The organism is Tamlana crocina (assembly GCF_012037625.1).
Map to the genome: position 1 here is coordinate 1 of NZ_JAAVJS010000015.1, position 13,824 is coordinate 13,824.

A 13,824-nucleotide genomic window follows, 5' to 3' on the forward strand; every position below is an offset into this window, starting at 1 on the left:
TTCGTTTTCTTTTAAGATCTTGATGATCTGACTTTCGGTAAATCTACTTTTTTTCATCTGACAGTTTATTGGTTTAAAATTAATAATTTCGAATTTTAAACTGTCTTATTTTTAGGGAAGGTTACACACCGACATACCCTAATCTGACAGTTTCAAAATAATTTTCTTTGAATTCATCTTCGGTTAAATTGAAGAATTGTTTATACTTTGAAAACTTAAGTTCTCTTTTAAAAGTTTGTATTGATTTTAATGAAGCAGGAAGGTAGAATTGAACAAATAAATCTTGATATGAGTGAAATTCTGAAACAAATCGCACTACAAAATCAAAAAGTTTTTTTTCCGAGTGGGTCATTTTGAGTAAGTTCAAAATTTGGGATTTTGGAAAATTCCTTTTGAAGATTTTCAATTAATAAATCTATAGAGTTTAATTTCTTTTTCAATGCGGGTTTGTCTATGTATTGTCTTATTTATTATATCCAAGCTTTTATTAACGATATCCTGCAAAGTACGTTAGGGCATAAAGAGTTTTGTGTTGTTATCCTGTAAATGTAAGTGTTTTACGCCATTATCTAAAGGCTTTTTAATTCTTGAAAATCTCTCAACAACGTCATGGCGAGGAAGCATGACGACGCCATCTCATCAAAAAATAGTTCACATCGGCAGATCACTTCGGTCATTCTTCCCTCGTGATGACGAAAAGTTGCTTTTGGTCCTGAAATGGTGCAACCTTGAAACAAGGCTTCGACTCCGCTCAGCCTGACAGTTCAGGGTGACATGAACTCCAATTTAAAAGATTCCCGCCTTCACTTCGTCTACGCTCAGCACAAGCGCGGGAATGACAAACAATTGTCAATGATCGAAATACCAATTAAACAAATCGGTGCGTAATCCAAAGTTAAACCACACAGTATTGTTTTCAAACGTGGATGCTGTGGTGGCTTCGGGGTTAAAATTCCGAACCGTAATATCGGTAAAAATCTTAAGGTTCGAAGCGGGGTTTACCAAATAGCCAGCTTGCAGATTGGCGTAAAAACTGTTGGTTTTTATGCCCTGCCCCACTTCAACGCCCGTATCGAAAGGGCGGTCGTTGTAATCGCGGTAAATATCGCCGCCGTAACTAAAGTTATCGGTGCCGTTGTTAAAATCGAGTCCGCGCATACCAAAAATAAACTTGGCATCGCCGTACCAACGTTGGTAACGGTAGCGGCCAATTAAAATCAGCTCACTAAAATTGGCACCCCACAAATGCGCCATGCTTTGGTTGTTGTGCCCGTAGTTCAGCACAATGGTGTTATGCGAATAGGTAAACGGCCTAATGCGATTGTACTCCATTTGCAGCAACAAATTGTCCACTTTAAAAGCATTGAAATATTTAACCCCAAGCTGGTAGCCGTACTTGTTTTTCCAACTTCTTTCGCCGCCTTTAATATCGCCTAACGAAAATTCATCTAAAATGAATTGTCCGTAGGCATTCACCTCGTCACTGAATTTATATTTTGCCGTGGCTCCCAAAAGCGCATTTCCGGCACCTTGCCCCGTTTCGAATTCAATGGCGCGATAAAACACAATGGGATTTAAATAATTCACATCAAACCCGCGGTTATTGGAGTTAGTCCACAACACCGATTCGAACAACCCAATGTTCAACCGTTTCGACACGTTCCAACTTAAATAATGGTTGGCCATGTATTTGGTTAAAAAAGCTTTGTCGGCCACCGCTTCGTCTCGCACATCTTTTAGCCACATCCAAGTGTTGGTGTATTTTATTTTCCAGAATTTGGTGTTCAGTTTTAAAAAGGGATGCGGGCTCACCACATCGCTCAATAACAACGACCGATAGCCATCACCAATAAAATTTTTACCATGCCCAAACTGCACATTCATAAAATCGGTTGGCGCGTACGACAGGTATGCTTCAGCCACGGGATAATCGTAACTATCGGTTTTAAAACGCTTGGCAATGCCACGCCCGGGAATAATAGCCGGATCGGGTCCCCAAGCTTTTAAACTTTCAGCATAGCGGTTCACGTAATCGGCAAATCGGCCTTGACTTTCAAAAACGGTAGTGTAAAAATTCAATTTTTTGCCCAGTCCGCCCTGAACTAAAAGTCCGCGGGTATTATTATAAGTGGAACCAATTTCGGCATCGCTTCCCAATTGCAAATCGAAAATCGGGTCGATAGTGAACCAATAATTCTCGCCTTGTAACTGCACCAAATGTTCATTCCACAGTTTTTTGCCCGCCCAAGTTCCGGCTTCTTTTTTCAACTGCTCCTGTTCGGTTTTAAAATCATAATATTTCGAAACATCCTCATAAACGAAGGGTTTTGATGCGGTATGACTATTGGTGCCCACTAAATTCATTCCGTAATCAAAACGCGCGTAATCGCTATGCGTAAACGGAATGTTTAACTGACTGTCGAATTTAGGGTTCTCGAAGGTTTTTAAACTGGCATTGACACTATCGAATTCGCGTTTGGCCGCCATTGCTTGTTGATTGATTTCGTTTTCATTTGAAACAGGCTGCCGTTTCACATACTGGTTGTGCAACGGAATTTGAATTGCCACCGAATATTGGGCAAAAGTATGTCGGCCGTTGTAAGTTGCTGGGGCAACTTTCGGCATGGCGCCAAAAACCCGTTTGGCTTCGTCTTTCAACGATTGGTAAACTGCATTGGCATAAACCACTTGAAATTGCCCTAAAGTATCCACTTCAAAAAGTACAGACACTTCACCTTTATAATTTTGTTGGGCAAGATCTTCTGGCACGTTAAAATGATTGAAAATATGATTGAATACCTGCTTATCGAAACAATCCTGCAAACTAGTAATAGGTACGCTATCGCACTCTGGAAAAACAGGCGGTTTTTCATTTACCGATTGGATTTGAGCATTACCGAATTGCAAAACAAAAAGTAGAATGGGAACAATAAATAAGCGCATGCGTGTTGTAAAGCATTGATTTAGGACTGAAAGATACTATATTTTTTTAGATTGCCGATTGGCCAAACTCACGAAACAAGCTATATTAAAAGTCGTCATCCCGAACAACGTGAAGGCATCTTTTAAATGAAGTTGCTGAACATGAGATTGCTTAACTTCTACTGCACTCAGTGCAAGCTATTTTCTCTCAATGACGTTTATTTATCACTTTTTAGACAGTCTCTTACAATTAGTTTAAACCCAAAAAGAGGTTCAAAAAAGTATATTTTCTGAACCTCCTTTACAAAATGACCTGGTAATTATTTATTGAGCCTTAAAAATAATTGGCAAATTATAAATCACACCTACGTTCTTGTCCCTCTGCTTTCCGGGAGTCATTTGTGGAATCATATCTATAACCCGCTCAGCTTCCTCATCTAATTTTGGGTGTGGCGACCTAGTTTTAACATCATTAACCTTACCTGTTTTGTCAATTGTAAATTGCACATCTATTCTTTGTACACCCTGCAAACCATAGCTTGTTGCAATATCGTTGCCATCAAACTTCCTTTGGATAAGCTTGGTGATTTTATCGGACATGCACTTTTTTCTACCCTTATTATCCTTAAACTTTTCACACCCTGGATAAATAGGAGCATCTTCAATTAAAATAAAAGAAACATTTTCTGGCTCTCTTGGCTTTTCCTCTAAAATTATATCGCCGGGTGAAGTTATTGGTGCAATCACCTTTTCCTTTTTTAAGGTTTCCTCAATAAAAATATCAGGTGTTTCATCGGGAACCTCTATAAAAGTTTCACTTGGGGCCGTAACAACTTTCTCAACAGGCTTGCTTTCTTCAATAATTTCGGGAGTGAAATTTGGAGGGTCGGCAATGTATATTGTGTCAATTGGAGGCAAGGCTGCAATCTCGACATTGGCCGTTTCAAACTTCATTTCAAGCAACCCATAGGCGGCCAGTAAACAAACAATAAGTCCCACCTGAAAATAAAGGGTGGAGTTTTTTTGTAAATTTGTGTCGTGCTTGTGTGGCTTTTTCTCGACTTCCCCATTTTGCCGAATGGGTTTGTGAGCGATCTTTTGATGTCTCATAATAATTATAGTTTAAAATGTTAATAATATGCTAAAGTCACAATAAGCATACCAAAAACGAAACCCCGTTACAGAATTGTAGCGGGGTTTTATGCTTCAGCTACGCTCAAGATAAACTACGAGAAATTCCACAATTATGAGATTCCTCCTCGTACCTCATTCGGAATGACACAATTCGTTAAACAATGTCATTAAAAAGAAGATTACCAATGTTTTTTTTTAAATCAAACTCCCTTTCCTGAAAGCGAAACCATAACGCACAAAAAAACCTTGAAGCGAACTTCAAGGTTTTTATAATTTATAAAGTGTAAACTTAATCTTGTACTTGGAAGATAATTGGTAACGAATACGGTACGTTTACCGGCTTACCTCTTTGTTTTCCGGGCTTCATTTTTGGTAATAAATTGATTACCCTTGCTGCTTCTTTTTCTAAAGCAGGGTGCGGTGCTCTGGAACGGATACCCGTTACGCTACCTGTTTTGTCAATTTTAAAGATTACGTTGATACGCTGTCTTCCCGATAAACCTAAATCACTGGCCAAATCTGTATTAAATTTCTTTTGTACAAACTTTTGGATTTTTTCAGACATACAATCTCTTTTCTGCTGATTGTTTCCTTTTTCACAACCAGGGAAAACCGGTACATTTTCAATAACTGAAAACGGTACGTCAATGTCTTCTTCAACCTCTACCACTTCTACTTCTTCAACCTCAACAATTTCGGTTTCTTGATCTACCTCAGTCGATTCGATTACGGTTTCCTCAACCTCAACCTCATCTTCAACAATCTCGATAACCTCGGGAGCTGCTGGTGGTGGCGGTGGTGGCGGTGGCGTTTGTATCTGTTCTGTTAATGGAATTTCTTCTTCAATCTCCTCTTCCATAACCACCATACCTACGTCTATTTCTTCTTTATCGTAAGTTTTATAGTTGATGGCGTAATTGGTAAGGAATAGCATAAGTGCTAACCCAATGGCGAAATACAGCGAACTGTTTCGCCCAACATTTGCTTTAGGATTTTTTTTAGGTTCCATAATTTATTCGTTTATCAAGATTGCTAATTTAACTATTTATTTTCCAAAAAAGCAAGGCTTTATTGGTTTTTAACTTGTAAAGTTTTCTTTATCCACAGAGTTCCAGCGGTTAACAATGCGCCGAGACTGTTGGCTATCATGTCGTAAATATCCAAACTTCTAAAATCGGTCATGGTATCTTGTAATACTTCAATAATTATACCAAAGATTACCGCAAAAACCGTGGCGTAAAGTATGGCTTTTGAACGCCCTGCACTGGTATAAAACAAAAACGTACCAAACCAAAGTAAAGTTAAAACGCTGTAAGCCAAAAAGTGAAAGATTTTATCGCCAAAAGAAACCCCTACATCTGGTAAATTATTCAACCGAATTAAACACACCAAGGTTAAGGCCAATGTGTACAAAATGGTTGCCAGAAGTATTAGTTTTTTAAGCACCAATTAAGGCTTTATAGTCGTCGGCAGACATGAGTCCGTTGATTTCCTCGGCATCCGAAATTTTCACTTTAATCATCCAGCCATCGCCATAAGGATCGCTATTTACCTTTTCAGGCTCGTCTTCCAACAATTCGTTGAATTCAACAACTTCGCCAGAAAGCGGCAAAAACAAATCGGAAACTGTTTTTACGGCCTCAACCGTTCCAAAAATGTCTTCGGCATCTAAAGTCTCGTCCAAGGTTTCAACCTCAACATAAACAATATCGCCCAGTTCGCTCTGTGCAAAATCGGTAATACCTATAGTAGCAATATCACCTTGAATGGATACCCACTCGTGATCTTTAGTGTACTTTAATTCTGAAGGAATGTTCATTTATTTATCTATTAAATTATTTCAGCAAAAGTATTTATTCGCCTGTAAAATTCAAATTTTAAGCGTCTTAATTACCAAAATTATACCTCAAGGTTAGCCCCGAACGGATGGTAGTTTGCGGAAATGCGGTTGAAATGGCATATTCTGAAAACGTGTAATCGAAATAAAAGATGCCGGTTAGGTTTTTACTGAAGGCATAATCAGCCGAATATTTCAAGCCCCAAATGGTTTGCCCCGAGGTGATTTGATTGTTTTCCAAATCGAGGTAACGGATAATGGTTTTATTATCACGCACAGAAATATCGGCCTTCATATTCAAATCGCTAACAATACGCTTTTGTGGCCCGGCCAGATTTGATCGGATGCGCAAGTCTTTTATACGATAACCCAAACCTATGATGTATTCGTTCCCTTGCACTTCGGTCATTAAATTGTTATCGAAACTTAAAGACAGTAACCTATCCTTTCTAATTTCGGCCAAAATTTTAACCGAATTTTTCATTTCGAAATCCAATCGCATCAACGGGCTGAACATTTCAGTTAAGTTGATGTTACTGAACAAACGAGCATTTTTAAAGTTCCCCGATTGATCCAATGCTTCCTGTGGCTGGTTCGAGTATGGGGTTTCGGCAACGGGCTGCTCGTTCGCATCTGGGTCTAAATTCAAATTCAGGTTGGTTGTAAACTGGTTGATGGTGTATGTAGAACGGTAGCCGTGCGTAAGAGAAAAACGCTTAAAATGTTTTTTAAACCAGTCGAATTTCATGAAACCGGTGTACTTTAAATCCCAGTTCGGGATGGGCACATCTCTAAACGCCGATGTTTTTACCTTGTTGGCATCCTGCCCCGAATAGGCAGCCAAAAACGCTGGCAATAACACCTTCTGGCTGTTTTTACCGAAACCTAGCGGGAAGCCGTCCTCGGCATTTCTTTCGTAGTTTGTAGTTCCATAAAATTCTTCAGCCAAACGTTCGGCCACTTTCAGTCGGTTTGACCTAAATTCATCAAAAGCTTCGCTTACATTTTCATCACTTTTACTGAAAGCCGTTTTTATCAATACCGTTGAAATATTGAAATTCCCAAAGGTATTTGGTGTTAACGGATTGTAAATCCCATTTACCACATTGTAATTTTCGGCATAATTTTCATAATAGGCACGGTTTCCAAGCAAGTCGATTTTTAAATCGGAAACCGGTTGCAAGCTCGCCGAAAAATCCAATTGTTTGGTATTGGTTGCTGTGAATTGCTGGTTGAACTCTGGGAAAGCGGTTAACCAACCTCGCCTTGCCGCCAAATAACGCACGTCACTTTGGCTACCAAAAGTATAACCAACGGTGGGTTTCAAAGTCCCTACAAAACCAGGTGTTCTGGTATAACCCGGCAAAAAGGTTCCGTTGTTTTCAGAGTAATTAAACTGAATTCTTTTTATACTGGTTAAAATATCAACTCCCGCATTTAAAATTTTGGTCATCGACTGGTTTTTAGGCCGTGAAGGTTTATTGTTTTCAGGATTCGCTCCTGGAGGGCCGCCAGGCGTATTGGTTCGTCGTCTTACTGTTCGCACCGGTTTTTTCACCAAACCGATGTATTTGTAAAAACGAGTCATGTCCAACGATGTGTTCAGGTTGTGCACATTGGAATTTTGAATGGTATTTCCCAAATCGTAAGTTTGCCCGTTTAGCTCTACATTGCCAAATAAATCGGAGCCTTTTTGCCATTGGAAACTACCCGTGTATTGATACGTGGCATCAATAAAATTGAACGTCGGGATTTTATTAATCGGTAATTGATAGGTTACCCCCAAATTTTGGGTTTGCCTGTTCGGGTCACCCACATCCAGTAAACCGTCCCAAACATCCAGTCGCTCGTCCTGCTCACCTCGGATTAAATCGTTATCAACAAAATAATTCCTAACAATATTATTGTTTGCCGCCGTAAAATTAAACTGAAGCGCGTCGGTTAAATTGTAATTGATGGTATATTGAAAATCGAAAGTATAATTTCTTCGGAAGAGTTCCTCAATACCAATATTATCGCCCGTTAAATCAACTTCCCTGAATTTTTGTTTGTTGAATTGCCTGTTAATATCGGTATTTACCGTAAAACTCGATGGCAATAAATTCAAGTTAAAATCTTTTATGATTTTCCAATATTTATTTCTGAACAGTGAGTCGTTGTTTTTAAACGGCTCCACTTTCACCGGATTGAAATTGTGCGCATAGTTGGCCCCAACCCTTAAGGTTTTGTTTACCGAGTTTTCAATTTCGAAATCGCGGTGCTCCACTTTGTTGTACGAGTAGTTTAGCGTTACGTTTTCTACATCATAAAAGCGCGGTTTTTTATCGGTCGTCCTATTTTTTCTAACCCCAATAAAATTGATGCTTTGGCGTTTGGTATAGTCTTCCGATATTTTTTTGATTTGTTCACGCTCGGCGTTATCGTTGGCCGCTTCCAATCGCGACTCCAAAGTTAAATCCTTATAAAAGGCATCGTATTTCGGGGTAATCAACTCTTCACTTTGCCCATAATTAAACGGCACCTGGATGCCCCATTTTTTTGGCAGCAACTGCCCCACATTAATATTGGTTACCACATCGTATTGCTTCACATCCTCCAAACTACGCTGGCTTGGGCCCTGCTCCAAAGCACCAAAACCAGAAGTACTTTGTCTTGCCGTGGCACTAACGTTGGCAAAATCGGCAATATTACTGTCCATGCTTACCACGGCTGCCCAACCCCCTTCGTTTTCTAAATCTGAAAGTCGCAATTCGTTAAACCATACTTCGGCGCAAAGGTTGTTGTCGTTCGAAACGTTTTTCACCCCAACCATTAAAGTTCTAATATCTCCAAAGCTAGGGTTTCCTTTTATTCCTACACGATGCTGACCAATAACATGACCGCTGTACGGATCGGCAGCTAATACCAGTTCGTCATTCACAATATCATAAAACGTGGGGTCTTCGTTAGCCAAGGTCATATTTGAAATACCTTCGGCTTTTACTTTTCCTAAAATCTCAATGGGTAGATTGACTTCGTTTTCGGTAGGCCAAAGCCCCTCTCTGGAAGTAGATGTTGAAACCATTAACGGAATCTCAATTTGATAATAGTTTTCCGTTAAATCGTTACCCATTCTTATGAAACCAACTAAATCACCGTCTCCTAAACTGCCCGCTCCAGAATCGTCGTCATCTTCAGCGTGCATGAACATCCTGATGCGTTTGTACTGACGCATATCCACATTGATATTTTTAAACACCGCACGGGCATCTTCGGTTTCCAGATTACAAACCTTGGTAACCAACGATTGTTCGTTTTGGCGCACCACCGTATTGTTATTAAACAATTCTTCAGGCTCAATTCCTGGTGGTCTATCATAACTACCTTCATTTTCAATAGTACCGATAACACCCACTGAAAAATCGGTTTGTGGGTCGCTTGGCTCCGGGTCATCTTTATCTAAAGCTTGGGTAAAACGGCGCCAATCACTACGCACCAAGTCCAAGGTTCCAAAACGGAATACAGTAGATTGCTGGAACTCCTTTAAATAGATTCTCGCAAAACGCACCGATCTTAAATCGTTGATACCTCCCACAGCTCTAACATGTGCCCCTTGCACCGGAATTCTAAACTGGTACCAGCGTACATTTTCGCTTTCTCCGTTAGGAAAATTACGTTGTCTCTCTTTATAATCTCTTAAAAATTGTTTTAACGGATTGGAATCTGGCAAATTCTGAAAATCGGCAATCGATGTTGGGAGATTTTGTCTATTTAAATCCAACTCATATTCAAAATAGCTATCAATCGTGTTCATGGTATTGTCACGATTAATATCCTCTACATCGGGTTGGGTATTGGCCCCACGGTTGGTATTCGAAAAAGTATCTGGCGAGTTGCCATCCACTCCATTATATCGTTTATAACGCTCAAAAATCCCGCCTTCGGCATTTAAAAAATAGGTGTAGTTATCGTTGGCAGGGTCATCCCCAAATTGGCTTCCAAATACCGCAGCCTCTTCCTCATCGTCATATCCATCATAACCCACATCTTGGTTGGTACGCTCTTGCCCAGTAGTATCGAAGGCATACACCAAACTTTGGTTTTGTGGCGTTACCGTTCCCCAGCTAGTAGGTTGAAGCAAACTGACATCGCCGTCTTCCGGCAAGCCATTTTCATATAATTTTTTACCGTCTTTTATGATATCTTCGGAAATATTACCGAGATTGAATACCAGTTTTCCTCCCGGGTTGTTAGGGTTGCCCTGAAAAGGATCTTGCAACCAAAAATCGATGTACTCTACGTTTTGCTGCTCGAAATCGGTTGAGGTAATCTGTCTGGTAATACCGGCCCAAGCTTGGCTGGGGTCGTCAATAGTACCGTCAGAAGCATTAGGATCGAAATTGTATGGCCCACGTTCTTCGGGGTAGTACGCTAAATCTAGAGTATAAAGCACCGAGTTTTGTCCCTGAACAATATCCCTATCGGGGAACAGCTCGTTAATGAACACGCGGCTGGTATACAAATCGGAAAGATCGTCATCAGTAACACCAGTGGGTCGTTGACTGGTGTAAAAAATAGGATCGATAACATACCAGTTTAACATGGCACGGTTGTACCCATTTTCGATAGTGGCATCGTCTTCTGCATCGGGTTGCCCATCGCCATTTAAATCGATTGGTCTACTGGACAAGAACCACGATTGTTGCGAGGTTAAATCGATACCATTTTGCGAGCCTTCAAAATCGTCAATGTAAGAGGTCGCTTCACCGTTTAAATCGGTGCCTTTGGGTGCGCCGGGTGCCAAATAAGCAAACTCGCCACGTAGCGACAAGTTCGATTCCACATCAGTATCAATATTGGGCAGCTTATTCGCCAATCGGGTTAAAAACGGTACTTTGGTGGCGTAGTTTCCATTCAATCCGAAAATGGTGTTGTTAATGGACTCCGACCCATAGTTCGCCTTTTGTGTAATGGGGCGTTCGTTAAGATTTAACAAAGTACCGCCCAAAACAAAGTTTTCATTGAATTTATGCTCGACATTAAACCCTGTAAAACGTCGGGTTTGCTGACCGAAAACCGCATTATTTTCAGTGGAAACCTCAATAGGTGTGTTTGAAGCTTTTAAGGCCTCATCCAAAATTTGAACACGACCCAATTGATAATTCACCGTATAATCGATACCCTCAACCAATACACGCCCGCCAGCAGTAACACGCACCGAACCTCGCGGGACGTTAAACGAACCAATGGGAATACCATCGCCACCACTGGATTTGTATCGGCCTTTTATTTTGAATTTATTTTTTTCTGCGTCCTCTAAAGCGGCTGTTTTTGTACTGTTGTACAGCGTATTGAAAACGTATTTTTGTTGGTTGTCGTCGTAAGTTGTTTCATCTTCGTAATTACCCGTTCCCAGTTTATTGAACAAGTATTCCCCGAATGGCTCGGCACTGGTAAACACAATTTTTCCGTTTTGCGGAATCACGGTAATGCCCGGCACAAAATCGAAAAAACCATCACCTCGGGTTTGCGGATCGTTATTGAAATTCAATTTATCGAGGTTGAACACTCTCAACAATGGTGAGTTTTCAATTAAATCGCCTTCGGGTGTTGAACCATTCACCGGGTTTCCGTTGATATCCAAAGCAAAACTACCGCCAACGGGTGCAATAAAATTCAGCGGTGAGGCTTCATTATAAAAAATATTCAGCTTAAAATCATCCTGACTCAAATTATAGGCTCCCGTGTCGTAGATGTTTTTCATCATCAAATCCCAAATAGGCAAATCGACATTGGTTACGCTACTTTTTAGCATTTTAAGCACCAAACTAGAGTTGACCACGGAAGTGACCTGACCTTGGGCATTGGTTTCCACATCTGTAGCGTCCACACCATCATTAGCAAACTCACCCACTTGGTATACATTTCCGGACACAGTATATTGAAACGCTACTGCCAAAACCTCATCGTTATTTAAACGTTGGTTTAAAGAAATATACCCCAATTCGCGGTTTACGGTGTATTCCTGTCCTTGGGTTAGTTTTCTGGCATTTTCTAATTTCGCGTAATCGAAACCTTCGCGGGTGTTGGCCACCTCGATGCCCGCTTGAGCGGTTGAGATGTCGCGGATATTTTGGTTTAATTGTGAGTTTGGCGCAGAACCAGTTATATTGGTAGGATCAAATGCATTATTTCCGTTATCCGGAAAAGCGCCCGGCCCCGCCAAAACATTCACATTTGAATAGACCTTATCGGTTTCACCCAAATCCTGTAACGCCACTATATTCCTTACGTTTTCGGTACGGTTGCTTCGGTTGGTTACCCAAACTTCAATACGGGTAATCTGTAACCCTCGGTTATTTATAAATGGATAATTCGCCAATGAAGCATCGTAAGTATCCCTAAAATATTGGGACAGGAAGAAGTGACGGTTTTCGTCGTAATCCCTAACAAAAAGTTCGAATTCTTCCAGCGTTCCGCCCCCTTGTGCCACTACCGTATTACCCTGCGATTTTTGCTCGGAAAACACACCCGTTACAGTCGTTTTCCCGAATTGCAGTTGTGCTTTTACACCAAATAGACTTTGTGCGCCCGTGATGAGCGAACTGTTGAGTGGCATGCTCACGTTACCCACTTCAATTTTTTGGATGATATCGTCTTCCGTTGGCGTATATTCCAACTTGATTAAATTCTGAAAATCGAAAGTTGATTGAGTGTCATAATTTGCCGTTACCTGCAACCGCGTTCCCACTTTACCCAACAAACTTAAACTGATGCGCTGATCGAAATCGAAAGTAAAATTACTTCGGTTTCGTGGTGAAAAGGAGGGGTTATCTTGTTTTGAAAATAGGATGCCCAAATCCATTTCAACCGAACCTTGCGGCACCACTTCAATGACATTACTTCCGAAAATGGTTTCAAAAAAATCGGACTGCACATAAAATTCGGGCAACAGGTTTTTGCGTTCGTCTTCGGCACCTTCTTTTTTGCCATCAAAGGCATCGATTTTTTCTTTGTAATAGCCCTTTAAATTTTCTCTTGCAACCAAGGCATAGTATTCATCGGGCGTTAAAATGACCGGATAATTGATATTGAATTCACCGATTTTTTCAGTGTAAATGTAGCGATCGGTTACGGGATCATAAGTGTATTTAGATTCGACACTGTTGGGGTTGGGCATTTTTATTTGGCCTACATTATACCCCGTTTGAACAGAATCTTTAACCGGCTCCTGACCCCAAGACCAAAAGGAAACACATAAAACACAAACCAGTAAAGTATATAGTTTATAAGAGTTTTGGTTAGTTCTGTTCAAAATAGTTATAAATTTTTTAGAGCTTGTTTTATAATGGTTTCAACATCGGCATCGGGCTGGGCCTTCACAATCTTATCGACCACTCGCTCTGCTTGTTTTTTGGCAAAACCGAGCACTTCTAAAGCAGATAACGCTTCATCTTTATTGGTATTGTCTTTTGAAACCGAAACTTCATCGATATCATAAATCTTTAAAACCTTGTCCTTAAGATCAATAATAACACGCTGAGCCGTTTTTGCACCAATCCCTTTTATGGATTGGATTAATGCGACGTCTTCACCAGCTATACCCTCGCGCACCTGTTTGGGTGTTAAGGACGATAACATGGTTCGTGCCGTACTGGCACCAATGCCGCTAACGGAAATCAGCAACCTGAAAATTTCGCGTTCGGCAAGCGATGAAAAACCATAAAGTGTATGGGAATCTTCTTTAACTTGAAGGTGGGTAAATAGTTTTAAGTTCTCGGCATCAGGTATTTGCGAAAAAGTATGCAGCGAAATATTGAGCATATACCCCACTCCATTACAATCAATAACCACATGCGTTGGATTTTTCTCAGTAAGTTTTCCTTGAATATGTGTTATCATCTACAGCACTTCATTAACCGACCAAATGTAATAAATTTATTTTCAATAGG

Annotated in this window: 7 protein-coding genes; all 7 read right to left on the reverse strand. The window is 40.4% G+C overall.

Annotated features, from left to right (window positions below; translation table 11 throughout):
* Window positions 1-849: 849 nt before the first annotated feature.
* Window positions 850-2,943, reverse strand: coding sequence for a gliding motility protein RemB (locus HC176_RS11255; protein ID WP_167918351.1), 2,094 nt, complete (start codon window positions 2,941-2,943; stop codon window positions 850-852).
* Window positions 2,944-3,246: 303 nt separating this feature from the next.
* A complete protein-coding gene (locus tag HC176_RS11260) occupies window positions 3,247-4,032 on the reverse strand; it encodes an energy transducer TonB (RefSeq protein WP_167918353.1) in 786 nt (261 codons plus the stop codon).
* Between the two features lie 313 nt (window positions 4,033-4,345).
* Window positions 4,346-5,065 carry an energy transducer TonB gene (locus HC176_RS11265; protein ID WP_167918355.1) on the reverse strand — a complete coding sequence of 240 codons (720 nt, stop codon included), beginning with the start codon at window positions 5,063-5,065 and terminating at the stop codon, window positions 4,346-4,348.
* A gap of 59 nt (window positions 5,066-5,124) precedes the next feature.
* Window positions 5,125-5,502, reverse strand: coding sequence for a VanZ family protein (locus HC176_RS11270; RefSeq protein WP_167918357.1), 378 nt, complete (start codon window positions 5,500-5,502; stop codon window positions 5,125-5,127).
* The gene (gene gcvH, locus HC176_RS11275) at window positions 5,495-5,875 is read right to left on the reverse strand and encodes a glycine cleavage system protein GcvH (RefSeq protein ID WP_167918359.1); all 381 of its coding nucleotides are present in this window, start codon (window positions 5,873-5,875) and stop codon (window positions 5,495-5,497) included. The genes HC176_RS11270 and gcvH overlap by 8 nt, the downstream gene beginning before the upstream one ends.
* Window positions 5,876-5,942: 67 nt before the next feature.
* Entirely contained in the window at window positions 5,943-13,187 is a 7,245-nt protein-coding gene (sov, locus tag HC176_RS11280) for a T9SS outer membrane translocon Sov/SprA (protein WP_167918360.1), read from the reverse strand.
* Between the two features lie 5 nt (window positions 13,188-13,192).
* On the reverse strand, window positions 13,193-13,774 hold the full coding sequence (gene ruvA, locus HC176_RS11285; protein ID WP_167918362.1) for a Holliday junction branch migration protein RuvA: 582 nt from the start codon (window positions 13,772-13,774) through the stop codon (window positions 13,193-13,195).
* Between the last annotated feature and the right edge of the window lie 50 nt (window positions 13,775-13,824).

Bases quoted from the DNA above. Each gene is read 5' to 3' on its own strand.
- ruvA (WP_167918362.1), bottom strand. From the start codon at position 13,774: ATGATAACACATATTCAAGGAAAACTTACTGAGAAAAATCCAACGCAT.
- gcvH (WP_167918359.1), bottom strand. From the start codon at position 5,875: ATGAACATTCCTTCAGAATTAAAGTACACTAAAGATCACGAGTGGGTA.
- HC176_RS11260 (WP_167918353.1), bottom strand. From the start codon at position 4,032: ATGAGACATCAAAAGATCGCTCACAAACCCATTCGGCAAAATGGGGAA.
- HC176_RS11265 (WP_167918355.1), bottom strand. From the start codon at position 5,065: ATGGAACCTAAAAAAAATCCTAAAGCAAATGTTGGGCGAAACAGTTCG.
- HC176_RS11255 (WP_167918351.1), bottom strand. From the start codon at position 2,943: ATGCGCTTATTTATTGTTCCCATTCTACTTTTTGTTTTGCAATTCGGT.